This window comes from Kribbella sp. NBC_00889 (genome assembly GCF_045207705.1).
Lineage (GTDB): Bacteria > Actinomycetota > Actinomycetes > Propionibacteriales > Kribbellaceae > Kribbella.
The window spans coordinates 7,246,335-7,269,114 of record NZ_CP108783.1 but is presented as its reverse complement, the minus strand read 5'-3'; the positions used below and the strand labels follow the sequence as shown (position 1 = coordinate 7,269,114).

The following is a 22,780-nucleotide window of genomic DNA, read 5'->3' as shown; positions in this document are numbered from 1 at the left end:
AGAGGAGAATCGATGACCCGGACCGCGGACGCCGATTTCGAGCGCTTCGTGTTGGCGCAGTCGACCCCCTTGCTCCGCTTCGCGGAGATGCTGTGCGGCGATCGGCACACTGCCGAGGACCTGGTGCAGCAGGCGTTGATGCGGTCGTACCCGAAATGGCACAAGCTGAGCGGTGATCCGCTGCGCTACGTGCGGCGGGTACTGGTCAACCGGTTCCTCTCCCAGGCCCGCCGGCGCTGGACCAACGAAGTACCCAGTGACCCGGTGCAGAACGATTGGGACCAGCGAGCGGTAGCGGACTTCGCCGGGGAGGTGCAGACCAGGGAGGCCGTGCTCTCGGCCCTCGGAGGTCTGACCGTCCGGGAGAGAGCCGTCGTCGCGCTGCGCTACTCGCAGGATCTCTCCGAGGCCGAGACCGCCGAGCTGCTCGGCATGGCGGCCGGGACCGTGAAGAGCACGGCCTCCCGGGCGCTGGCCAAGCTGCGTCTGGCACCCGACCTGATCGATACCGGAGTTGGAGGAAACTGATGAGTGACGAGCAGCAGATTCGCAGCGCGCTCGACTATGAGCTGGAGCCCTGGCAGCCCGACACCGCCGACCTGATGCGGCGCGGCAAGCGGCTGGCCTGGCTCCGCCGGGGACTGGCCGCGGCGGGCGTCACCGCCCTGGCCGGAACCGTAGCGACGGTGTCCGCCGCGGTCGGTGGACCGGCGCCGGTGAAGAACCTGCTGGCCGGCGGCAGCAAGCCGCCGGTGCCAGTGGTGGTTCCGACCACGCAGCCGCAGGTGCCGTCGGTCGACCCGACCTGCCTGCCGGCCAAGCCGCAGCTGCCGGTGAACAAGACCATCGACCCGAACAGCTTGCCCGCCGGCAAGCCGTCGTTGCCCGCGAAGCCGTCTCTGCCGAGCGTGCAGCCTTCGCTGCCCGCGAAGCCCACGCTGCCGAGCATCGAGCCGTCGCTGCCGGCCAAGCCCGTCCTCCCGACGAAGCTGCCGAGCGGCAAGCCGTCGCTCCCGACAAGCAAGCCGAGCCTTCCGTCGTTGCCCGCGAAGCCGACCCTCCCTGCGAAGCCGACGCTGCCGAACGTGAAGCCGTCGTTGCCGGCCTTGCCGAGCCTTCCGACGGCCAAGCCCTCGCTGCCGAGCGGCAAGCCGTCGTTGCCCGCGAAGCCGTCCCTGCCGAGCGTCAAGCCGTCGCTGCCGGGCAAGGGTGTCCCGACCCTGCCTGACTGCGTGAACGGCGTACCGGACGGCAAGCCGTCGGTGCCGTCGGTCCCGAAGCCGAGCGTTCCGGGCAAGCCGGACCTGCCGACCACCAAGCCGTCCCTGCCGAAGCCGGCCGTCCCGACGGTGAAGGTGTCCGGCGGTGTCACCGTCGATCCGGGTCAGCAGCCGACGATCCACCTGCCGGCCAAGCCGACGCTCCCGACCACGAAGCCGAGCCTCCCGAAGCCGAGCTTCCCCACCGGTCTCCCCTCCTCAGACCGGTAGGGCTCCCGCGGGGACACCGGCGAGTAGGCGACGGGCGGAATCACCTACTCGCCGGTGACCCCATCAACCAGTTCGCGGACGACGTCCAGTTGTCCGGTGTGCCGGGCGTACTCCTGCAGGACATGGAAGAGGATCCAGTTCACGGTCGGGCGGTCCGCCTCACCGAACCGCCCACCGGCCGCGACCAGGGCCGAAGGATCGGCGCCGGTCACCAGTCGGCGCGTAGTCGCACCGCCCTCGTGCAGTCTGCCGAGGAGCTCGTCGAGACTCTCGCCCGCGCCGACCGTCCAGCGGCCCTCGGGATCACCGCCCGAGTCGCCCCACGGCTCGGCGACCTGCTCACCCGCGAATCCCCAGCGCAGCCAGCGTCGCTCGACGTACACGAGATGGCGCAGCAGTTCGAGCGGCGACCAGCCGGACGGCAGTGGGCTCGACCTCAGGTCGGCGTCGCTCAGTCCCGTCAGCTTGGTCTCGACGACGCCGCGGTAGTAGTCGAGCCAGCCGAGCTGCAGCGCGATGGTGTCGCCCTCGCTGATGGGTGGTTCGTTCATGCCAGCGTCCGCAGGTATTCGGCGGTCTGGTCGTCGGCCGGGTAGAACGACTCGATCATCAGCTCGGACACCGTGACGTCGAGCGGCGTCCCGAAGGTCGCGATCATCGTCAGCAGCGACAGTTCGTGCCCGTTGTGCACGAGCCGGAACGGTACGACGACCTCCGCCGTCGCCGGCTTGACCGGCCGGTCGTTCGCGGCGTACTCGCGGAGTTCGTCGTACAGGTCCTGCAGATCGGGGTCGGCGGTGCCGGCGACCTGGCGTTGCAGGCTCGCGAGGGCGGCGGCGCGGACCTCGGCGATATTGCCGATCCGGCGGGCCAGGCCGTCCGGGTGCAGGGTGAGTCGTAAGGCGTTGACCGGTGCCTGGAGCAACTTCTCGTCGACGTCCGTGGTGAACAGCTGGATGCCGGCGTTGGCCTCGACGATGTTCCACCAGCGGTCGACCACGAGCGCAGGATACGGCTCGTGCGCCTTGAGCAGGCGGCGAAGCGTCGTACGGATCGCGAGCATCGCCGGCGAATGCAGCGACGACTCGGTGTAGATCGGCGCGTAGCCACCGGCCAGGAGGAGCTGGTTGCGGTCCCGCAGTGGTACGTCGAGGTGCTCGGCCAGCCGCAGCACCATCTCGCGGCTCGGTTTGGATCGGCCGGTCTCCACGAAACTCACGTGCCTGGTGGACACCTCCACGCGGTTCGCCAGCTCGAGCTGACTGAGCCGGCGGCGCTCCCGCCAGCCGCGCAGAAGCTCGCCCACCGGGCGCTGGAAGGTCTCCTCGATCGTCGCTGCCATGGTTCGACCGTAACCGGTGGCAGAGACAGCGCCATTACCTCCGACGTCATCGACCGGATCGCCGGCCGACGGCAAGGTTCTGGTCATCCGAACGAAACCGAGGAGAACACGATGACCAGCACGACTCTTGCCGAGCAGTACTTCGCGATGTGGAACGAGGCCGACGCGGACCGCCGGGCCGAGCTGATCGCGGGGACCTGGACCGAGGACGCGACGTTCGTCGACCCGAGCTTCGAGACGAACGGCCACGACGAGCTGAACAAGCTGGTCGGCGCCGCCCAGCAGATGTTCCCGGGCCTGTCCTTCGTCCGCATCGGCGACATCGACGAGCACCACACCTACCTGCGCTGGACCTGGCACCTGAAGGCCGAAGGCCAGGACCCCGTCGCGGGCGGCACCGACATCGTCCTCCTGACCGAGGACGGCCGCATCCAGCGCCTGATCGGATTCCACGATTTCGCCCCCGCCCACTAGCCCCATCGCGTGCGGAGGGTCCGCCGGATCGTTGCTATTGGCAACACTTGGGTAATTCGGTGGCGGGGGTGGGATGGTCGGGCGGAGCATGGGGGGATGCTCGACGCCCTGGAGCTGGAAGTCTTTGAACGGGACGGGATCGTGAAGGTCCCGTCCGCGTTCTCGGCCGATGATGCCGATCGGATGCGCGGCGTTCTGTGGAGCGAACTGCGGACCCGGCACGGGATGGAGCGCGACGATCGTTCCACCTGGACGAACCTGCGGCCGACGAAGCTGAAGAACACCAAGACCAACCCGGTGGCGAACCCGATCCTCGGTCCGCCGCTGCGGTCGGCGCTCGACACCTTGCTCGGTGAGTGGACCGAGCCGCCGCATCAGGGCCAGGTGCTCGTCACCATGCCGACAGGCGAATCCTGGTCAGTCCCGCATCGCCAGTGGCACACCGACCTCGGGTTCGAGTTGCCGCCGGACGACCTGGCGGCGGTGAAGATCTGGGCCCTGCTCACCGATCTCGAGCCCGGTGGCGGCGGCACCCCGCAGGTGGCAGGCTCTCACCGGGTCATCGCGCGGCACCTGACCGCGACCTCGGAGCGGGACTTCACCACCATCCGCGACCAGGTCCTGCGATCCGATCCGTGGTTCCGCGACCTCACCAGCGCCGATCGCTCGACCGATCCGACCGTCGAGGCCGATCTGGACGGTCTGCCGGTGCGCGTCGTCGAGCTCACCGGCCGCGCGGGCGACGTCTACATCACCCACCCGTGGATCCTGCACTCGATCGCCACCAACGCGAACGACACCCCGCGGATGATGCGTAGCCGGTTCATCTGGCGGTCAGAACGCGGCGACCAGGCGGGCGCAGCGAACGGGGTCCTCGGTCAGACCGACTGACAGCCCCCAGAGCCAGTAGTCGACCGCGCGGAAGACGACCCAGTCACGAGCCCGGTCGCGCTCCAGGCCGGCCTCGCCGACCGCCGTGTCGAAGTGCGGGACGATGTCGGCCATCTCGTCGAGCCGCGTCCACAGCACCCGCGCGAGGTCGTACTCGATGTCGCCGCGGAGCAACACCGGGTCGACCGTCAGCCACGGCTCGCGCCTGCCTGCGAGCACCTGGTCCGAATGCAGGTCCCCGTTCACAGCGAGCTCGGATGTCGTCTCGGCCAGCTTCGGTGCCACGTCCAGCGCCTGCCGCAGAATGCTGACGTCGAACGGCCGACCGAGCCGGTCCCACTCCGGCTCGAGCTGACTCGCCCGCCGAGCGACGATCTCCGCGGTCGACGGCGCATCGTCCGGCGCGGGCACCGCCAGCCGTCGCATCAGTCGTCCCAATACGGCGACCGCTTCCGCCACCGGCCGGGTCGTCAACGGCGTCGACAGCCGCTCCAGCAGCATCGCACCGGCCTCGAGGTCGGCGTCGTACAGCATGACCATCCCGCGCCCGTCCCACCACCGCAGCGCCCGCGTCTGCTCCTCGACCTCGGGTCCGGGCGGGTTCATCCGCAGTACGAACTCCTCGCCGCCTCGCGTCACCGGCACGACCAACGCGTTCGACCCGTACGCGACGTCTCCGTCGACCTCCAAGCCCCACCGCTCGGTCTGCTGGTCGACCGCCTGAGCCAGGCCGTCCAGCCAGGCCGAGCCGTCACTCCACCACCGCGGCATCCGCCGGAATCCCTCGGGTACGTCGATCACCCGGCCAAGGTAGTGCGATCTCGACTCGAGCGCGTCCGAATTACGTACCGCGTGGAGTCTCCCCGCGATGGCAGGTCGCGGTTGATGATGAAGGTATGGGCGGAGAGACCGGCGTGAACGGTTTGCAGTTCGATCCTGAAGTGTCGCGGCAGATGGAGACGATGTACACGACTCCGGACGTGATCGAGCAGCGACGGGTGGTGCGGACCGCGCTGGCCCTGCGGCCGGGAGATCGGGTGCTGGACGTCGGTGTCGGGCCGGGGCTCCTGGCCGAGGAGATGGCGGCCGAGGTCGGGCCGAGTGGGCGGATCTGCGGGATCGACATCAGCGACAGCATGCTCGCGATCGCCAGTGCTCGTGCCGAGGTGCCCGGCGGGCCGGGTATCGAACTCGAACTGGCGTCCGCGGACCGGATCCCGCACGCCTCGGAGAGCTTCGATGTGGTCGTCTCCACCCAGGTCTTCGAGTACATCGACGACGTCCCGAGCGCCTTGGACGAGGTACGCCGGGTGCTGCGTCCCGCGGGTCGCGTCGTACTGCTGGACACGGACTGGGGTTCGGTGGTGTGGCGGTCGACCGACGACGTCCGGATGGGCCGGGTGCTGACGGCGTTCGAGGACCATCTCGCGGATCCGCATCTGCCCCGGACGCTGGCCGGCGTAGTGGCCAAGTCCGGTTTCACCGTCACTCACCGGCAGGTGGTGCCGATCCTGAACGCGGGGTACGACCAGCACACCTACAGTTCCGGCCTGATCGACATCGTCGGCGACTTCGTTCCCGGTCATGGTGAGGTCACGGCCGAGGAGGCCCAGGCATGGGCCGATGACCTGCGCTCGCTCGGCGCGGGCTACTTCTTCAGCCTGAACCGCTACCTGTTGGTCGCGTCGGCTCTCTGAGGGCTCCGACTCGGCGGGCGCGCCTGGGAGCACGCCCGCCGGGGCCGGTCGTTCTCCCGCCCCTCAGTGGGAGAACTCGCGGCTCGGTGAACTCCACCCATGCCCGAATGGCGCTGACCGAACCGCGGGACCACCTACAGGTACCCCATCTCCGCGTACGCACACGTCGAGGCGCGCGGTCGGTGCCGAAACTTCACGTTCTTCAAACGTTCGGCCGCAAGAACCGACCCCACCGCCGCCTACGCTGTCCGGCGAATTCCGCGCGCCGCCCGGTCGCGGAACGTCCGGGGGAAGGACACAGCACCATGTCAGAGCTGTTCGACGACGAGTTGAGCGAGGCCGACCTGGATCGGCTCGAGGCGCTCGGGGCCGCGGAGGACGCGGACCTGATCCTCGGCCCGGCCAGTGAGGAAGACGATGCCTGAGGCAAGGATCGTCTGGCGCGGCAAGCAGTTGAACAAGCGGACCGTGGCGATGGTCGAGGCCGCGGAGAAGCTGTACCACTCGAAGTTCGCCGTCCTGCAGGGGTCGTACAACAAGGGCGGCGTCGAGGCCTCGGCCGGGACGCACGACGGTGGCGGTGCGATCGACATCGACGTGGCGTCGAAGAGCGCCGCGCAGCGGGTCGCGGTGGTGAAGGCGATGCGGCAGGTCGGGTTCGCGGCCTGGCTGCGGACGCCGGCGCAGGGCAACTGGCCGTACCACGTGCACGGGATCGCGGTCGGCGACAAGGATCTGTCCCGTGGCGCGGCGCACCAGGTCGCGGAGTACCGCCGCAAGCGCGACGGACTGGCGAATCGCGGCAAGGACGACGGCCCGCCCGGGTACTACGGGATGACCTGGGAGCTCTACCTGAAGGCGCACCCGCCGGCGCAGCCGAAGCCGGACTCGACCATCTCGCTCGCAGCGATGGCGTACGCGCGGACGCACGACGTCATGACTGGTGTGTGGGCTGCCGACCGGGCCCGGGTGATGGCCTGGGCGGCGCACCCGAAGGTCGGCGCGATCAGCAAGCACGAGACCGTTCCCGCGCCGGGTGTGCCGTGGCACCTGCACTTCCGGCAGGTGATGACCAAGGTGCAGCAGCACTTCAAGATCCATCCCACCGCGACCTTCTACCCGGCCGTCGCCGACCTGATGAAGCGCTACGGCTACACGATCGTCGCCTGATCGGGCCGACCATCGACAAGGCCCCACCGGTAGCAGCCGGTGGGGCCTTGGTGGTCCACTACCGCCCGGGCATTCCCGGTGCAGCTGTGGAGGTGGAGAGCGGAACCGACGCCGATGCAGGGGTCAAGACGTCAGCTCCGCTTGCCTGTGTGGAGTTATCTCGAGTCAGCCGCCCAGACATGTGCCTGGTGGAACTCGAGGTGTTGCTGCGTCGCCGCCGGAGTGCCGACCGTGCCGAGGTGGTTCATCGTCGGTACGACGACCGCGTGGACGCCGGACCGCTTCACCTCTTCGAGCAGTGCGTGGAAGGCGGTGGACTCGGCCGCGTCGCGCTCGGTGTAGACCGTCCCGAGGGTGTAGCCCTCGGCACTGGCGAAGGCGACGAGTGAATCCGTCGCGGCGGCCAGCTCCTCCGCGCAACTGAGCGCGTCGGCCCGGACGTACCCGAGAAGCGTCGGCCGGGTCGTCATCGTCCCGGCTCCGCCGTACTGTCCACCAGCACCGGCTCGCTCGTCACCCTCAGGGACGCGAACCGCCGCCGCATTGCTTCCTCGTACTGCGCTGCCTGCTCCACCGCGGCCGTGTGGTCCGCGATCGGGTGAGCGCCGAACCAGACCCGCACCCGGCGGTGCGAGGCGGGGGATTCGAGCGTCTCGGTCATCTTCGTTCCCTGTGGTGAGTCGATCGGTGGCCGCGGACGGCTTTGTCCGCTGCTGAGTAAAGAACACCTCACCGCGCGTGTCCTTCGGAACAGTTTCGAAGGGACCTTTACAGACACCTAACGCAGAGTAGGGAAACCTTCGAATTCGCTGGTCAGAGCCGTCGGGAAGGGCTCTCCGAGCGGGCCGGAATGGCTGTCAAGAATGGTTGCAGGAATGTGCCGATAACGATTTGGCAGCTCTCACTTTTCGAGGCCGGTCGAATTGTTGGATGTCCTGCTGACCGTTTGCGACCACCCGCTTACGCACCGGTATGCGTCCGGGTGAAATGTGCCGGATGACCCGGTACGGCGACCAGCGTCAGCGGTGTCGCGAGGACCGCGAAGGCCGCCAGTAGATTGAGGGTCAGCGGGAGATCGAGGAGCAGTGTCACCGCCGGAGCGGCGAGTGCGCCGACGAGCAGAGCCAAGGAGTCCGCCGCGAAGAAGAGTGCGCCGATGCGGCCGAGCATGGCCGGTGGTGCGGTGCGCTGGATCGCGGTCTGCGCGGTGATCAGCAGCACGCTGCCCGGGAGGCCGATCAGTACGGCGGCGGCGATCGCCCAAGGGACGTTCGGGGCGTTGAAGAGAGCGAAGAACGCGGCGGCGGTCGCGAACTGGGTGACAGCGAGGATGTCGCGGATGCTCAACCAGGTCTGGACTCTGGTGCTCAAGGCCGCGCCGAGTAGATAGCCGGCGCCGAGCCCCGAGATCAGATAGCCGAGCACATAGCCGGGTGCGTGCAGGCGGTCGACGGTGAACGGGACGAGCAGGGCGGTCAGGCCGGCGTTCGCGGTGAGGAAGATCGTCTGGCCGAGCAGGATCCCGCGCAGTACTCGGTTGCGGGCGACGTACTGGAAACCGGCGAGCGGGCTGTCGCTGGTGCTTGGGGTGGCCGCGTGGCGATGGGTGCGGACTGTCGCGATGACTGCAGCGGAGATCAGATAGCTGGCGATGTCGGCGGCCAGGACGAACTTGATGCCGGGACCGGCGAGGAGAAGGGCGCCGAGCGGTGGGGCGGCCAGGCGGATCGCGCTGCCTGTGAAGGCATTCAGCGCGTTGGCCGCCGCGAGTTCGTCGCCGGTGCCGACGACGGCGGGAAGCAAAGCCCGCGAGGCCGGGCGGAACACCATCGTCGCGACATTCTCGGCGAGGATCGCCAGGTAGATCGGCCAGAGGCGATCCGCGTCGGCGAACAGAATCAGCGCGACCGCGGCGGCGCTGACCAGGTCCGCGATCCACATCGCGCGGGTGAGATCCCAGCGGTCGAGCAACGCCCCTGCCCACGGCCCGAGGACCAGCGCGGGGAGTGCCTCCAGGGCGAGTACGAGGCCGGTCGCGACCGTGGAGCCGGTCAGGTCGAACACGTAGAACGGGATGGCGACGATCAGCAACCACGAGCCGATGCCGGACACGCCGCCGCTGATCCACAGCCGGCGGAAGTCACGGTTCCCCAGAGTCTTCATGGAGCGAGACACTATCTTGTGAAGATAGATTCGAACAAGAGTGTTTTCTCAGAATATGTCTTCTGGGAATAGAGTGGCGGGTGTGGAACTGGGTGAAGTCCTCCGCGAGCGTCGCAAGGCGGCCGGCCGCACGATCGCGTCGGTCGCCGTCGACGCCGGTCTGTCCGTCCCGTACATCGCCAACCTGGAGAACGGTCGCGGCAATCCGACGGTCTCTGCTCTGGACCGGCTGGCCACCGCCCTGGGCGCTCGGCTCGAGGTCGGCATCGCCGACGAGCCGGTGGCAGAGCCGCCCTCGATCGGCGCCGGGTTGCTGAGCGGGTCTGATCGATCCGCGCAGGTCATCAACACCCTTGCCGCCGCTCAGTCCCGATCCCGGCCTGCCGTTCGGGCCGACGTGATCCGGACTCTCGACGCGTTGGCCGGCGCGCTGGGTCGCGCGCCGGTGGATGCCGATCTCGGCCGGCTGCTGGATCTTCTGCTGCTGGCCGAAACCGGGTCCAGTGCGACGCGCGCACCGTAGGGTCCGATCATGGACATTGGGGCGCGGATCGCGCGGGCGCAGTTGGCGGGTCGAGCGGCATCGCGGCGGCAGATCGTCGCGGGACCGTTGACCGGATTGCTGCACGACGACGACACCTGGTACCTGTCGGGACTGGTCGCCACCGAACCCGGTGAGCCGTTCGATCAGGACGCCGTACCGGAAGCGCTGGCGATCATTCGCAGGGCGTTCGCGGCCGAGGGGCGGTGGCTGAGCGCCGAGTTGATCGACGAGGCCAGTCCCGGCCTGGCCGACGTACTCGAGACCAACGGGATGACGATCGCCTCGCGGCCGCCACTGCTGGCCGTGGAGCCGGCCGGTCTTCTGGAACCTGACCTTCCGGACGTCGTCGTGTCCGTGGTGAGCTCCGAGGAGGAGCAGGCTGAGGCGAACGCCGTCTCCGTCGAGGCCTACGAGTCCGAGGATGCCGCGGTCGCCTTTGAGCCCGATCCTGCGGGTGGTGGGTGGATCCTGCTGCGCGTCGACGGTGTTCCCGTGGCGAGTGCGTCCTGGGGCGCAGTCTCGGACGGCGTCACCGAGATCGCCGGCGTCAGCACGATCCACAGTCATCGCCGCCGGGGTCTCGGCGCGATCGTGACGGCGTACGCGACTCGGCAGTCCTTCGAGTTGGGCGGCGCCACTCTCGCTTGGCTCACCCCCGGCGACGACGGCTCGGACCGCATCTACCGCCGCCTCGGCTTCACGCCCAGGGCCACCGCCGTCCACCTCGGCGACCCCGGCGGCCACCTCGCCGATCTCCGCTGATCCACGATGCAACCTCGGTGGACCCCGGCTCCGTACTGAGGAGGCCTCGAACATCGCGCGGATCCGGATCGCACCGGCAGGCAGCCGCAACGTCCATGAGATCACGGTCAAGGACGGCTGGTACGCACTGTCCTGGTTCGACCCGGACCCGCACGGCACCGGCAAGTACACGCTGACGTACGACAAGGCGGGCGCTGTGCTGAAAACCGTCCACAACTGACGACCTCAGCTTGGCTGCAGGAGGCGTACGGCGCTGGCTCGGAGGGCGGCGGTGGCTCTCCGGGCCGGCAGCCGGTTGGTGGCTACTGCCTCGCCCGCCGTGTGGCCGAGGGCGATCAATGCCGCGACCAGCCAGTTGAGCGGCAGGTCGCGGGTGATCTCGCCGGCGCGCTGACCGCGGCGGATCAGCCGTTCGAGCCGTTCCACCACCGGATCGTGGCGCTCGTCCTGGCCGGCGGACTGCGGTAGGTGAAGGAGCACCGGATGTCTCTCGAAGCTCCGCCAGCCGAGGTCGATCAGGTCGAGCAGTGTGTCCAGTGCCGGTCCGTGGCCGAGACCGAGAGCGTCGATCGCCGCCATCGTCTCCCGGGTGAGTTCGTCGATGACGGCGTCGAGCAGGACGTCGCGGGACGCGAAGTGGGCATAGACGGTCTGCCGGGTGACGCCGGCGGCCGAAGCGACGGCTTCCATCCCCGCGTCGGGCCGCTCGTCCAGCAGCGTGATGGCGGCCGTCAGGATCGCGGTCCGGCTCCGATCCGCGTCCGCGCGGCGCCTGCGTCGTACCGGCTCTTTGTTTGACACCTTGTCAAGGTTAGTGGATGCGATTATCTTTGACAGCATGTCAGAGTTAAGCGCACGAGAGTTCGTCGCGGACTTCTTCGACTCGTTCACGCGCGAGGTCGTGGCGGGCGGTGACGCCGAGGCGGCGGTGGATCGTTACTACACGCCCGACGTGGAGCAGACCGCCGACGGTGTCACGCTGGACCGGCAGCGGCTGGTCGCGCACCTGCGCCCGATCCGGAAGAACCTGCTGAGCTGGGAGTACGACGTCCACGAGGCGATCCGGACCGCTGACCGGCTGGCGGCGCGGTTCACGATCCACGCCCAGCTGCGACAGGGCCGGACGATCTCGACCGAGGTCTACCTGTTCGGGGAACTCGCACCCGACGGCCGGATGCGCCGTACGACGCAAGCGACCCGGGACGTGACCGCTCGATGAGCACGCAGGAATTCCGGGTGCTGGGGATGAGCTGCGGTCACTGTGTGAACTTCGTGACCGACGAGCTGAAGACGTTGCCTGGTGTGGTTTCCGTAGTGGTCGATCTGCCGACGGAGACCGTCACGATCACCAGCGATCAGGCCCTCCAGCCGACCGCCATCCGAACTGCGATAGAGGCGGCCGGCTACGAGCTCGCCGACGCTCGCGGTCCCAGGGAGGCCCGCGCCTGCTGATCCGCTGGCGGGTTGTGTGGTCACTGGCGGCATATAGCCGGTCAGCGGGCAAACAACCCGCCAGTGGGCAAACCTGCCAGTGAGCAACCTAGCTTGTGGGCGCGGATCAGGCGCCGGTGGAGCCGTCGCGGATCTCTGCCGCACGTGCCTCGCACCTGTCGTAGGCACTGAAGGTCTCGTTGGTCGGTCCCGCGGATGCGGTCAGCGGAGCGCTCACGAAGAAGCCGGCCGCTGCAACCGCGGCCAGTCCGGTCATGATCAGTCTTCTCTTGGCTCTGGTCATGTCATCGACCCTAGGCAGAAAGGGGCCGACGGCACCGACCTTTCGGTTCTCGTGAAAAGGCTGTGATCACTCCGTACGACGGTAGATCATCTGCGTCGCCCGCCTCCACCACGCCGTCCACTGTGATGTTCTGGGTGACGACCAGTTCGCGCATCAGCTCTCCTCGTAGGTTCAGCTGGTACGTCGGAAGCGGTCGCCACCCCTCGACATCGGGAGCTCAGCGGACGGTGAAGCCCGCCTTGCGGAACGCATCGGCGAGGGACGTCTCGTCCATCGGGGTGTCGGCCTTGGAGCTGCCGCGGTCCTGACCGCCCTTGTTCCGGTCGCCCTGACCACGTCCACCCTGTCCGCGTCCGCCGCCCTGACCGCCGGCCCCGCGTCCGCCCTGACCGCCGGGCCCGCGTCCGCCCTGACCGCCACCCGCCCCGCGTCCGCCGCCCTGGCCGCCGGGTCTGCGTCCGCCCTGACCGCGGTTGCCCTGGCCGCCGGACGTGCGGGGGCCGCTGCCCACCTCGTCATCGAGGCGGAGGGTGAGGGAGATCCGCTTGCGGGGAATGTCGACCTCGAGCACCTTCACGGTGACGATGTCGCCGGGCTTGACCACCTCGCGCGGGTCCTTGACGTAGTTCTTCGACAGCGCGGACACATGGGCGAGCCCGTCCTGGTGTACGCCGATGTCGATGAACGCACCGAACGCGGCCACGTTGGTGACCTGGCCCTCCAGCCGCATCCCCGGCTTCAGGTCGGCGATCTTGTCGACGCCCTCGGCGAAGACCGCGGTCTTGAACGCCGGCCGCGGATCCCGCCCGGGCTTCTCCAGCTCGGCCAGGATGTCCGTCACCGTCGGCAGCCCGAACATGTCGTCGACGAAGTCCGCCGCCTTCAGCCGCTTCAACTCCGACGACCCGATCAGCGACTTCACGTCCGCCCCGGTCGCGTCCAGGATCCGCCGTACGACGGGGTAGGCCTCGGGGTGCACGCTGGACGCGTCCAGCGGGTCGTCGCCGTCGGGGATCCGGAGGAATCCGGCCGCCTGCTCGAACGCCTTCGGCCCGAGCCGTGGCACCTCCTTCAGCGCCGTCCGGGACGTGAACGGCCCGTTCTGATCGCGATGCAGGACGATGTTGTCGGCCAGCCCTTGGGTGATGCCGGAGACGCGGGTCAGCAGCGGCGCCGACGCGGTGTTGAGGTCGACACCGACCGCGTTCACACAGTCCTCGACCACCGCGTCGAGCGAACGGGACAGCGAGTTCTCGGCCAGGTCGTGCTGGTACTGCCCGACGCCGATCGACTTCGGATCGATCTTCACCAACTCGGCCAGCGGGTCCTGCAGCCGGCGCGCGATCGAGACCGCGCCGCGCAGCGACACGTCCATCCCCGGCAGTTCCTGGGAGGCGAACGCCGACGCCGAGTACACCGATGCGCCGGCCTCGGACACGACCGCCTTGGTGAGCTTGAGCTCGGGGTGCTTGGTGATCAGCGCCGCGGCCAGCTTGTCCGTCTCGCGCGACGCCGTACCGTTGCCGATGGCAATCAGCTCGACGTTGTGCGCGGCGGCCAGCGCGGCCAGCGTGGCGATCGACTTGTCCCACTGGTTCTGCGGGACGTGCGGGTAGATGACGCCGGTGTTGACCACCTTGCCGGTGGCGTCGACGACGGCGACCTTCACGCCGGTCCGGAAGCCCGGGTCCAGGCCCATCGTCGCGCGGGTGCCGGCCGGAGCGGCCAGGAGCAGGTCACGCAGGTTGGCCGCGAACACCCGGATCGCCTCGTCCTCGGCGAGCTGCCGCAGGCGCATCCGCAGGTCGATGCCGAGGTGGACCAGGATCTTCGTCCGCCAGGCCCAGCGGACCGTCTCGACCAGCCACTTGTCGGCCGGGCGGCCCTGGTTCTCCACGCCGACCTTGCGGGCGACGGTGGTCTCGTACTCGGTCGGGCCGTCGGCCTCGACACCGGCGGGCAGCGGCTCGACCGTCAGCGTCAGTACGTCTTCCTTCTCGCCGCGGAACATCGCGAGGATCCGGTGTGACGGCATCTTCGTGAACGGCTCGTCGAAGTCGAAGTAGTCCGAGAACTTCGCGCCGTCGGTCTCCTTGCCCTCGCGCACCGCCGACGCGAGCCGGCCCTGCGTCCACAGCCGCTCACGCAGCTCGCCGATCAGGTCGGCGTCCTCGGCGAACCGCTCGACCAGGATCGCGCGGGCACCGTCCAGCGCCGCCTGCGGGTCCGGGACCTCCGCGTTGACGAACACGGCGGCCGCGGCGAACGGCTCGACGTCCGGGTCGGCCATCAGCCCGTCGGCGAGCGGCTCGAGACCGTTCTCCCGGGCGATCATCGCCTTGGTCCGCCGTTTCGGCTTGAACGGCAGGTAGATGTCCTCGAGCCGGGACTTGGTGTCGGCCGCGAGGATCGAGGCCTTGAGCGCGTCGTCGAGCTTGCCCTGGCTGTCGATCGACTCGAGCACCGTCTGGCGGCGTTCCTCCAGCTCACGCAGGTAGCGCAGGCGTTCCTCGATCGTGCGCAACTGCGCGTCGTCGAGCATCCCGGTGACCTCTTTGCGGTACCGCGCGATGAACGGGACCGTCGACCCTTCGTCCAGCAGCGTCACCGCTGCCCGCACCTGGTTCTCGCCGACCTCCAGTTCCCCGGCGATCCGCTGCTCCACCGACTGCACGACCACTGTCCGATTCCCCTCTACCGATCAACTGACCGACGAGCATCCACCGCCCCGTCGGCCCATATCCTTCCCCATCCCACCCCCCACCCCGAAACCCCCGTCCCACCCCCTGTGGACAAACCCCGGGACCCCGGTACGCCGAACTCCCCGCGACCGGGGTGGTCGCGGGGAGTTCGGCGTACGTTGTCAGGCGGCGTCGAGGACCAGGTCGTCAGTCTCGGTCTCGGTCTCGTCGGCCTGCTTGGCGGGGCGCATCAGCGTGTAGGCGATGGCCACGGCAGCGGCGACGATCGCGGCAGCGATGGCGAACGACAGGTGGTAGCCGTCGGTCAGAGCCTCCAGCGCCGGCTTGGTCGACGCGACCGCCTCGGTGCGGGTTGCGGACAGCGTGGCCAGGACGGCCAGGCCCAGGGCGGCGCCAACCTCGGCGGTGGTACCGATCAGACCGGAGGCCAGCCCCGCGTCCTCAGGCTTCACGTCAGCCATCGACAGCCCCATCAGAGCCGGGAAGCAGACGCCGCCACCCAGGCCCAGCAGCACCAGCACCGGCAGCACGTGGACGAAGTAGTTGCCACCGACAGGAGCCTGCGTGAAGAGCAGCAGCCCGACCACGATCAGTGTCAGTCCGGCGATCAGCGGACGACGGGGGCCGAATCGCATGACCAGCTTCTCGGAGTACCTCACCGACAGCAGCCCCATCACCACAGTGGTCGGCAGGAACGCCAGTCCGATCTCCAGAGCGGAGTACCCGAGCACCCGCTGCAGGTACAGCGAGCCGAGGAAGAAGATGCCGAACATGCCCGAGCTGGACAGCGCCTGGACCAGGTTCGCACCGGTCAGGTTGCGGGAGCGGAAGATCCGCAGCGGCACCAGCGGGTTCGCGGCGGTCGCCTCACGGACGATGAAAGCGGCCAGCAGGGTCAGCGTCACCAGGCCCAGTACGACGGTCCGCGGTGCGGTCCAGCCCAGCTCGGCGGCCGGCTTGACGATGGTGAACACGCCGACCATCAGCGCGGCGGTGATCAGGACAGCGCCCGGTACGTCGGTGCCGCGGCCCAGGCCGAGGCCCTTGTCCTTGTCGATCAGCTTGACGGCCAGTACGGCGGTCAGCGCGCCGATCGGCAGGTTGACGAAGAAGATCCAGTGCCAGTTGATCGCCTGGGTCAGCACACCACCGGCCAGCAGACCGATCGAGCCACCGGCCGACGCGACGAAGGCGTAGACGCCGATCGCCTTGGCCTGGTCCCGCGGCTCGGGGAACAGGGTCACGATCATGCCCAGGATCACCGCGGAGGTCAGTGCGCCGCCGACACCCTGGACGAACCGGGCGATGACGAGCACCTCCTGGGACTGGGCCAGTCCGCACAGCACCGAGGCGGCGGTGAAGATGACCAGGCCGGCGGTGAAGATGTTGCGGCGGCCGAGCAGGTCGCCGAGCCGGCCGGCCAGCAGGAGCAGGCCGCCGAATGCGATCAGGTAGGCGTTCACCACCCACGCCAGCGAGGAACTGGTGAAGCCGAGGTCGTCCTGGATGGCCGGCAGGGCCACGTTCACCACGGTGACGTCGAGCACGATCATCAACATGCCCGCGCACAGCGTGTAGAGGGCCAGCCAGCGCGAGCGGCCGCCCTGCGCGGCCGGCGAAGTCGCCAGGGTTTCGGTCGTCGCGTACATCTTGGGGTCTCCTTGAGTCCTTGTGAGGGCCTTTACACCCTTACGTCGGACCAGGAGGGCTCAGATTGACACGTCCCCAGAATCTTTTTTCGAGCCCGTGTGACCAACCCGGGACAACCAGTACCCGACCAGGGCCGGAACCAGGCCGGAACCGACCACCAGCAGCGTCGGGAGCTGGGAGGCGAGCGCGAACCAGGTGAGCAGGACGATCACGCCGCCGGCCACCGGGAGTGAGCGGCGGAGCAGGAAGAGGTTCGCCGACCGGAAGAGCGTCTTCATGGACGTGTCGTCGTCCGCCTCGGGCAGCAGCGCGAGCGCGCTCAGGTAGAGCCCGAGGATCATCCCGGTGAGCGGGATCAGCACCGCGAGGGCGAAGACCCGCGCCCCGCCGCCGGAGTACGCCCAGAACGCGATCCCGAAGGCGAGCAGCAGCCCGCCGAGGTAGAGCCCGATCCCGGTCAGCCAGAACCGCCGGAACGCCCAGCCGAACTCCTTGAAGAACCGCCGCAGCAGCGACGGCCGGTCCTGGCTGATCGCGTCCGGCAGCACCCGTTGCAGCGCGAACGCCGCCGGGAACAGCGTGACGATGCCGAACGAGAGCACCAGGAAGACCAGCTGCAGCATCAGCAGGTCGCCGATGATCGACAGCTTGGACAGCACAGTGCTGGTCCGGCCGGCGCCTTCCACCGATTGCCTCCTCGTTCCGTGTGAGCGTGCCTGATCGTATGATCACGAACAATCACGCGCCACATACTGCGCCAGACTGGGCCACAGCACAGGGGACCGCATGCTTGCACCGGAGCGCCACGAGCTGATCCTGCGGGGCCTGCACCGGCACGGCCGGCTCCGGGTGGCCGAGCTGGTCGCCGAGCTCGGCGTTTCCGCGATCACAGTACGCCGGGATCTCGCCGAACTGGATTCGGCCGGACTCCTCCGCCGGGTCCACGGCGGCGCTCTCGGCATCACCTCGGCCGACCACACCGCCGGCGGCCGGCCCACGATCGGGATCGTCGTACCGAGTGCGGCGACGTACTACTCCGACGTGATCCGCGGCGCCCAGGCGATGGCGGACCGGCATGGCGCCCGCCTGGTGCTCGGGGTATCGAGCTACGACGCGACGATCGAGCAGGAGCGGATCGACAAGGTGCTGGGGGCCGGGGTGACCGGTCTGCTGCTCAGCACCGCGCTCGGCGACGCGGACGCCGACAAGGTCGGCTCGCGCCTGGACGACATCGAAGTACCGCTGGTGCTGATGGAGCGGGCGTTCGGATTCCCGCAGGTGGCGCGCGAGTACGACTACGTCCGGACCGACCACGAGTACGGCGCGATGCTGGCGCTGCGTCACTTCGCGGCCCTCGGGCACCGGCGGATCGCGGTCAACCTGCAGGCGACGGTGACGGCGTACTGGCTGCGGCGTGGGATCGAGGCGGCCGCGTCGACGCTGGGTGTGGAGCTGTTCCTGTCGCCGGTCGACCTGCCGATGGAGGGGAAGGATGCGGCCACGCTCGCGCAGCTCGACGCGTTCCTGGCCGAGTGCGAGTCGTTCGGCACCCGCGCGGTCCTGATCCACTCCGACGAGCACGCCGCGCGGCTGGTCGAGCGGGCGATGGAGCTCGGGCTGCGGGTTCCGGAGGATCTGGCCGTGATCGCGTACAACGACGTGACCGCCGCGCTGGCCGTCGTACCGCTGACCGCTGTCAGCCCGGCCAAGTTCATCCTCGGCGGCACCGCCTGCGAGCTGCTGCTCCGCCGCCTCGAGGCCGGCGCGCCCCGTCCGGCCGCGGTCCAGCACCTCAGCCTGCTCCCGGAACTGCGGATCCGATCCTCGTGTGGAGCGCTTCAACCGGCCCTGCACTGATCGGTCCGGTTCCGGATTTGATCGAATGTGATCATTCGAGCGTCAAGGTATTGACGAGGAAAGCCCTTTCCCATACTTTCGCTGCACCTGGTGCTGGCCCGGCCCCCCGGACCCGCCCGAAACAGGTTCGGCAGCGAAGGAGTTCCCCTGTGAGACGTGGTGTGGGACTGACCTTGCTGGCGGCGGCGCTCAGCGTCGTGGTCAGCAGTTGTGGCAACGGGGTGATCGACAAGAGCACGGACGGGGTCCCTCCGGCCGAGGCCACCGGCACCCTGCGGATACTGCTTCCGTCCTTCCCGCCCAGTACCAAGGGCCGGGAGGAGTTCCAGAAGGTCGTCGACGATTTCCACCAGGCCTATCCGAAGATGAAGGTCGAGCCGGACTTCGCGACGTACAACAACCTCAACGAGAAGCTGTCCACGTCGATCGCGGCCGGCATCCCGTACGACGTGATGGTCACCGGCGTCGGCTGGATCCAGCCGTTCGCCTCGAAGCGGATCTTCGACGATCTCGGCAACTACGGCGTCACGCCGGACGTGATCAAGGAGAAGAGCGTCGCGGCGCTGATCCCGGCGGCGACGTACGACGGCAAGCTGTACGGGTACCCGTTGGTCGCCGACGCCCGCGCGGTCGCGTTGCGGAAGAGTGCCTTCCGCGAAGCCGGCCTGGACCCGGACAAGCCGCCGACCTCGCTGACCGAGATCAAGGCGGCGGCCGAGAAGCTGACCAAACGGGACAAGGACGGCAACATCACCCGGAGCGGGTTCGACCTCGCCTCCGCGACCGGTTTCCGGCAGTCGTTCGTCACCTTCCTCACCTCCACCGGCACGCAGCTCTACGTCAACGGCGAGCCGACCTTCGACAACCAGGCCGGGCTGGACACGCTCAACTGGATCAAGTCGATGATCAACAACGTCCAGCCGTACGGCCAGACGAACGCGGCCCAGCAGCCGCTGGTGTACACCGGTGAGGCCGCGATGGGCATCGTCGGCGGTGCGGTCGACTGCTCCGACAAGGGCATCGGCCAGAAGAACTGCGACGACCTGAAGTTCTTCCGCTTCGACAGCGGCAAGCAGATCGAGTACGTCGGTGGCGACCTGGCGTCGATCGGATCCCGCAGCCGGCACAAGGACGCGGCGTGGGCCTTCATCCAGGCGATGACCAAGCCCACCACGCTGGACGCGATCGCCAAGCTGAACAAGAAGATCCCGGCCTACAAGGACGCCGGCAACTCGCCGCAGGCGCAGTCGAACCCGTTGAGCAAGTTCGTCGCCGACGGACTGGTCTACGCGGCGAACGAGAACGAGGTGCCGTCGAACTGGCTCGAGATGCGCGGCAACTTCGACATCCAGCTCACCCAGGCGGTCCTCGGACAGAAGGATCCCGCGAAGGTGCTGCACAACCTGGCAGGACAGTCACGATGAGCACAACTCTTGAACGTCCAGCACTGGACACTCCGCGCAAGGTCACCCCGTCCAAAGACAGCGGCACGCTGCTCCGCAGTCAGGTCCGGACCGGCTGGGCCCTGCTGACGCCGGCGCTGCTGCACTCCGGCATCTTCATCGTCATCCCGGTGGTCGCCGTCCTGGTGCTGAGCCTGACCGACTACAGCTTCGGTGACACCTGGTCGTGGGTCGGGTTCGGCAACTACGCCGACCTGTTCCGCGACGTCGACTTCCTGGCGTCGCTGTGGCACACGGTCCTCTACGCGATCGTGGTGATCCCGATCTCGATGGCGATCTCGCTGGCCGTCGCGGTCGGGCTGAACCAGAAGATCCGGGGGATCGGGTTCTTCCGGACCGCGTTCTACATCCCGACGGTGACCGCCACGGTCGCCATCGCCACCATCTGGCTGTGGATCTACAACCCGGGCTCCGGTCTGGCGAACGGGTTCCTCAGCCTGTTCGGGTTCGCCCCGAACCGCTGGCTGGCCGACCCGGCGACCGCGCTGCCGTCGCTGATGGTGGTCGGGATCTGGCAGGGGCTCGGGACCAAGATCATCATCTACCTGGCCGCGTTGCAGGGCGTCTCCCGCGATCTGCTGGAGTCGGCCGACCTGGACGGCGCGAGCCGCTGGCAGCGGTTCCGGAACGTGACCTGGCCGGCGCTGGGGCCGGTGCAGTTCTTCGTGCTGATCACGTCGATCGTAGGCACCTTCCAGGTCTTCGACCTGGTCTACGTGATGACCCGCGGCGGGCCCGGCAGTGAGACCCGCGTGCTGGTGCTGGACATCTACCAGAACGCTTTCCAGGACCTGAAACTCGGCTACGCGTCCGCCGAGACCGTGATCATGATGATCGTGATCGCGCTCTTCATCGGCGTCGGGCGCTTCCTCCAGAAGGCGGATGCCAATGACTAGCGCTACCTTGCCGGCGGTCGGATCCGCCAAGCCGTCGACCAAGCCGTCGGCGGTCCGTCCGGGCCGGATCGTGTTGTACGTCGTACTGATCGTCGGCGCGATCCTGATGATCACGCCGTTCGTCTGGATGGTGCTGACCGCGTTCAAGAGCGACCTGGAGATCATGAAGTTCTCCTGGTTGCCGGGGGAGCTGCGCTGGCGCAACTTCTCCGAGGCGATGCAGACCGCGCCGTTCCTGCGCTACTTCCGCAACAGCCTGTTCATCGCGGTCGGCGAGACCGCCTTCACCCTCGCGGTGTGCACGACGGCCGGCTACGCGCTGGCCAAGATGCCGCTGCGCGGCGGCAAGATGCTGCTGAGCTACTTCATCCTCCTGCTGCTGGTGCCGTTCCAGATCATCCTGGTGCCGCTGTTCCTGATCGTGAAGTCGATCCCGCTGTTCGGCGGGAACAACATCCTCGGCCAGGGCGGCATCGGCTGGCTGAACTCGTGGTGGGGCCTGATCATCCCGCTCGGCGCGGCGCCGCTGTTCACCTTCCTGGCCCGGCAGTTCTACGTCTCGCTGCCGGACGAACTGGCCCAGGCGGCCCGGGTGGACGGGCTCGGTGAGTTCGGCATCTTCTGGCGGATCATGACGCCGCTGATCAAGCCGGCCCTGATCACGATCTGCGTGTTCCAGATCGAGGCGGCCTGGAACGGTTTCCTCTGGCCGCTGATGATCACCACGTCGGACACGATGCGCCCGCTGCAACTGGGGCTGGCGATCTTCTCGCAGAACCCGGCCGAGATCCAGTGGCCGTACCTGATGGCGGGTACGGCGCTCGCGACGCTGCCGATGATCGTACTGTTCGTCTTCGCCCAGAAGCGGTTCGTCGAAGGAATGGCGAACGTGGGCATCAAGGGCTAGCAGCCCTGGTCCTCGTACAGGTGCTCACCCCGCCCCGGGTGAGCACCTGCGAGGCCCCCCAACACACGGTGGTCCCGAAGAAACACCGGAGCTTTCCCCCAAGTGGCCCCCCACCAGGTCGCTCACCCGTTTATCGGCACAGTGTGGCCGCCGTTACATCATTCGTGCGGTTTTTTCGTGGACTCCCCGCACGATTTCTGTAGGTCCCTGCTAAATTCCCACCAATTGTAACCTGCCGCGTCACCGCGGTGACACTAGGTGAGAATCGTGACGGAGAATGATGGACATCAGCACCGATCCGGTCCAGCGATCCGCGCTCGTCACCGGCGCCAACAAGGGCATCGGTCTGGCTGTTGCCGAAGGACTGCTCAACCTGGGGATGACCGTCTTCCTCGGCGCCCGGGACGTCGACCGCGGTACGGCGTCTGTGGCGGCACTGACCGCACTCGGGCTCGACGCACGGTTCGTCCAGTTGGACGTCACGGACCCGAGGTCGGTCGATGCGGCGTCGGCCACGATCGCTGACGACGCCGGAGCGCTCGACATCCTGATCAACAACGCGGGCACCCTCGTCACCCCGATCCGCCCGCCCGAGTGCGACGTCGCTCGACGAGATCCGGCGAACCTACGAGACCAACGTGTTGGGCGTGGTCGCGGTCACGAACGCGATGCTGCCACTGCTCCGCAGGTCGGCCGCCGCGCGGATCGTGAACCTCACCAGAGACCTCGGTTCACTGACCCTGGCGTCGGCCGACGAGAACTTCCCGCAACTGCTGGCCTACAACTCCTCGAAGACCGCCCTGAACGCCGTAACCGTCGCGTACGCCAACGAACTGCGTTCCGAGGGAATCCTTGTCAACGCCGTCTCACCTGGATCGGTCGCAACGGACCAGAACGGGCATGCCGGCTTGCTGACCACCGAACAAGGCGCGCGGTTGCCGATCCGGATGGCGACGCTGGCTTCGGGCGGTCCGACCGGGATCGCGGTCACGGCGGACGAAGACCTCGACCACCATCTCCTGGCGTGGTAGCGGTCT

The 22,780-nt window shown here is 68.3% G+C and carries 26 protein-coding genes and 1 pseudogene; 16 read left to right on the top strand and 11 right to left on the bottom strand.

All coding sequences use genetic code 11. The features are described 5' to 3' along the window. The first annotated feature begins 12 nt into the window (after positions 1 to 12). Together OG817_RS35565 and OG817_RS35560 are read left to right on the top strand one after the other, a co-directional pair. Positions 13 to 528, top strand: coding sequence for a SigE family RNA polymerase sigma factor (locus OG817_RS35565; RefSeq protein ID WP_406049229.1), 516 nt, complete (start codon positions 13 to 15; stop codon positions 526 to 528). Further along, complete coding sequence (locus OG817_RS35560) at positions 528 to 1,490, top strand: hypothetical protein (RefSeq protein ID WP_406049228.1); 963 nt, start codon at positions 528 to 530, stop codon at positions 1,488 to 1,490. Before OG817_RS35565 ends, OG817_RS35560 begins: the two co-directional genes overlap by 1 nt. Positions 1,491 to 1,534: 44 nt before the next feature. Here OG817_RS35560 and OG817_RS35555 read toward each other — a convergent pair whose 3' ends face one another. Both OG817_RS35555 and OG817_RS35550 read right to left on the bottom strand, forming a co-directional pair. Further along, complete coding sequence (locus OG817_RS35555; RefSeq protein WP_406049226.1) at positions 1,535 to 2,041, bottom strand: DinB family protein; 507 nt, start codon at positions 2,039 to 2,041, stop codon at positions 1,535 to 1,537. Continuing rightward, positions 2,038 to 2,832 carry a helix-turn-helix domain-containing protein gene (locus tag OG817_RS35550; protein ID WP_396390879.1) on the bottom strand — a complete coding sequence of 265 codons (795 nt, stop codon included), beginning with the start codon at positions 2,830 to 2,832 and terminating at the stop codon, positions 2,038 to 2,040. The genes OG817_RS35555 and OG817_RS35550 overlap by 4 nt, the downstream gene beginning before the upstream one ends. A 111-nt stretch (positions 2,833 to 2,943) precedes the next feature. Here OG817_RS35550 and OG817_RS35545 point away from each other — a divergent pair, with 111 nt between their 5' ends. Both OG817_RS35545 and OG817_RS35540 read left to right on the top strand, forming a co-directional pair. Further along, positions 2,944 to 3,306, top strand: coding sequence for a nuclear transport factor 2 family protein (locus tag OG817_RS35545; RefSeq protein ID WP_406049224.1), 363 nt, complete (start codon positions 2,944 to 2,946; stop codon positions 3,304 to 3,306). Between the two features lie 96 nt (positions 3,307 to 3,402). Beyond that, the gene (locus OG817_RS35540; protein WP_406049223.1) at positions 3,403 to 4,197 is read left to right on the top strand and encodes a phytanoyl-CoA dioxygenase family protein; all 795 of its coding nucleotides are present in this window, start codon (positions 3,403 to 3,405) and stop codon (positions 4,195 to 4,197) included. On the opposite strand, the gene OG817_RS35535 is transcribed toward OG817_RS35540, so the two are convergent. Continuing rightward, positions 4,141 to 4,998, bottom strand: a complete 858-nt coding sequence (locus tag OG817_RS35535; protein ID WP_406049221.1) for an aminoglycoside phosphotransferase family protein — start codon at positions 4,996 to 4,998, stop codon at positions 4,141 to 4,143. The genes OG817_RS35540 and OG817_RS35535 overlap by 57 nt on opposite strands. A gap of 95 nt (positions 4,999 to 5,093) precedes the next feature. On the opposite strand from OG817_RS35535, the gene OG817_RS35530 reads away from it, so the two are divergent. Further along, positions 5,094 to 5,894, top strand: a complete 801-nt coding sequence (locus OG817_RS35530) for a methyltransferase domain-containing protein (protein ID WP_406049219.1) — start codon at positions 5,094 to 5,096, stop codon at positions 5,892 to 5,894. A 417-nt stretch (positions 5,895 to 6,311) separates the two neighbouring features. Further along, on the top strand, positions 6,312 to 7,064 hold the full coding sequence (locus OG817_RS35525; RefSeq protein WP_406049218.1) for a hypothetical protein: 753 nt from the start codon (positions 6,312 to 6,314) through the stop codon (positions 7,062 to 7,064). 155 nt (positions 7,065 to 7,219) lie between these two features. Here the strand turns inward: OG817_RS35525 and OG817_RS35520 are convergent, their stop codons facing one another. The 3 genes from OG817_RS35520 to OG817_RS35510 form a co-directional block, all read right to left on the bottom strand. Beyond that, complete coding sequence (locus OG817_RS35520; protein ID WP_360436835.1) at positions 7,220 to 7,534, bottom strand: hypothetical protein; 315 nt, start codon at positions 7,532 to 7,534, stop codon at positions 7,220 to 7,222. Continuing rightward, positions 7,531 to 7,725: a hypothetical protein gene (locus OG817_RS35515; RefSeq protein ID WP_131365786.1), complete on the bottom strand. Its 195-nt coding sequence runs from the start codon at positions 7,723 to 7,725 to the stop codon at positions 7,531 to 7,533. The genes OG817_RS35520 and OG817_RS35515 overlap by 4 nt, the downstream gene beginning before the upstream one ends. 299 nt (positions 7,726 to 8,024) lie before the next feature. Continuing rightward, on the bottom strand, positions 8,025 to 9,227 hold the full coding sequence (locus OG817_RS35510; RefSeq protein WP_406049216.1) for an MFS transporter: 1,203 nt from the start codon (positions 9,225 to 9,227) through the stop codon (positions 8,025 to 8,027). Between the two features lie 82 nt (positions 9,228 to 9,309). On the opposite strand from OG817_RS35510, the gene OG817_RS35505 reads away from it, so the two are divergent. Together OG817_RS35505 and OG817_RS35500 are read left to right on the top strand one after the other, a co-directional pair. Continuing rightward, on the top strand, positions 9,310 to 9,750 hold the full coding sequence (locus OG817_RS35505) for a helix-turn-helix domain-containing protein (protein WP_406049214.1): 441 nt from the start codon (positions 9,310 to 9,312) through the stop codon (positions 9,748 to 9,750). 9 nt (positions 9,751 to 9,759) lie between these two features. Further along, complete coding sequence (locus OG817_RS35500) at positions 9,760 to 10,533, top strand: GNAT family N-acetyltransferase (RefSeq protein WP_406049213.1); 774 nt, start codon at positions 9,760 to 9,762, stop codon at positions 10,531 to 10,533. Between the two features lie 225 nt (positions 10,534 to 10,758). Here the strand turns inward: OG817_RS35500 and OG817_RS35495 are convergent, their stop codons facing one another. Beyond that, positions 10,759 to 11,334, bottom strand: a complete 576-nt coding sequence (locus OG817_RS35495) for a TetR/AcrR family transcriptional regulator (RefSeq protein WP_406049212.1) — start codon at positions 11,332 to 11,334, stop codon at positions 10,759 to 10,761. A 37-nt stretch (positions 11,335 to 11,371) separates the two neighbouring features. Between OG817_RS35495 and OG817_RS35490 the strand changes: the two genes are divergently transcribed. Both OG817_RS35490 and OG817_RS35485 read left to right on the top strand, forming a co-directional pair. Continuing rightward, entirely contained in the window at positions 11,372 to 11,752 is a 381-nt protein-coding gene (locus OG817_RS35490; protein WP_406049211.1) for a nuclear transport factor 2 family protein, read from the top strand. Beyond that, positions 11,749 to 11,985 carry a heavy-metal-associated domain-containing protein gene (locus OG817_RS35485; RefSeq protein ID WP_406049209.1) on the top strand — a complete coding sequence of 79 codons (237 nt, stop codon included), beginning with the start codon at positions 11,749 to 11,751 and terminating at the stop codon, positions 11,983 to 11,985. The genes OG817_RS35490 and OG817_RS35485 overlap by 4 nt, the downstream gene beginning before the upstream one ends. A 106-nt stretch (positions 11,986 to 12,091) precedes the next feature. On the opposite strand, the gene OG817_RS35480 is transcribed toward OG817_RS35485, so the two are convergent. From OG817_RS35480 to OG817_RS35465, 4 genes are all read right to left on the bottom strand, one after another. Beyond that, on the bottom strand, positions 12,092 to 12,268 hold the full coding sequence (locus OG817_RS35480; RefSeq protein ID WP_406049208.1) for a hypothetical protein: 177 nt from the start codon (positions 12,266 to 12,268) through the stop codon (positions 12,092 to 12,094). 217 nt (positions 12,269 to 12,485) lie between these two features. Beyond that, the gene (locus OG817_RS35475; RefSeq protein WP_406049207.1) at positions 12,486 to 14,948 is read right to left on the bottom strand and encodes a Tex family protein; all 2,463 of its coding nucleotides are present in this window, start codon (positions 14,946 to 14,948) and stop codon (positions 12,486 to 12,488) included. Between the two features lie 183 nt (positions 14,949 to 15,131). After that, positions 15,132 to 16,619, bottom strand: coding sequence for a DHA2 family efflux MFS transporter permease subunit (locus tag OG817_RS35470; RefSeq protein ID WP_406049205.1), 1,488 nt, complete (start codon positions 16,617 to 16,619; stop codon positions 15,132 to 15,134). Between the two features lie 60 nt (positions 16,620 to 16,679). Then, on the bottom strand, positions 16,680 to 17,306 hold the full coding sequence (locus OG817_RS35465) for a DUF624 domain-containing protein (RefSeq protein WP_406049204.1): 627 nt from the start codon (positions 17,304 to 17,306) through the stop codon (positions 16,680 to 16,682). A 100-nt stretch (positions 17,307 to 17,406) separates the two neighbouring features. Here OG817_RS35465 and OG817_RS35460 point away from each other — a divergent pair, with 100 nt between their 5' ends. From OG817_RS35460 to OG817_RS35435, 6 genes and pseudogenes are all read left to right on the top strand, one after another. Next, positions 17,407 to 18,477, top strand: a complete 1,071-nt coding sequence (locus OG817_RS35460; RefSeq protein WP_406049202.1) for a substrate-binding domain-containing protein — start codon at positions 17,407 to 17,409, stop codon at positions 18,475 to 18,477. Between the two features lie 149 nt (positions 18,478 to 18,626). Further along, positions 18,627 to 19,901: an extracellular solute-binding protein gene (locus OG817_RS35455; RefSeq protein ID WP_406049200.1), complete on the top strand. Its 1,275-nt coding sequence runs from the start codon at positions 18,627 to 18,629 to the stop codon at positions 19,899 to 19,901. Next, entirely contained in the window at positions 19,898 to 20,836 is a 939-nt protein-coding gene (locus OG817_RS35450; protein WP_406049198.1) for a carbohydrate ABC transporter permease, read from the top strand. The genes OG817_RS35455 and OG817_RS35450 overlap by 4 nt, the downstream gene beginning before the upstream one ends. After that, the gene (locus tag OG817_RS35445) at positions 20,829 to 21,743 is read left to right on the top strand and encodes a carbohydrate ABC transporter permease (RefSeq protein ID WP_406049197.1); all 915 of its coding nucleotides are present in this window, start codon (positions 20,829 to 20,831) and stop codon (positions 21,741 to 21,743) included. The genes OG817_RS35450 and OG817_RS35445 overlap by 8 nt, the downstream gene beginning before the upstream one ends. Before the next feature lie 277 nt (positions 21,744 to 22,020). Next, a pseudogene (locus OG817_RS35440) lies at positions 22,021 to 22,260 on the top strand (SDR family NAD(P)-dependent oxidoreductase); the annotation flags it as partial. 130 nt (positions 22,261 to 22,390) lie between these two features. Continuing rightward, positions 22,391 to 22,774, top strand: a complete 384-nt coding sequence (locus OG817_RS35435) for an SDR family NAD(P)-dependent oxidoreductase (protein WP_406049195.1) — start codon at positions 22,391 to 22,393, stop codon at positions 22,772 to 22,774. Positions 22,775 to 22,780 lie beyond the last annotated feature (6 nt).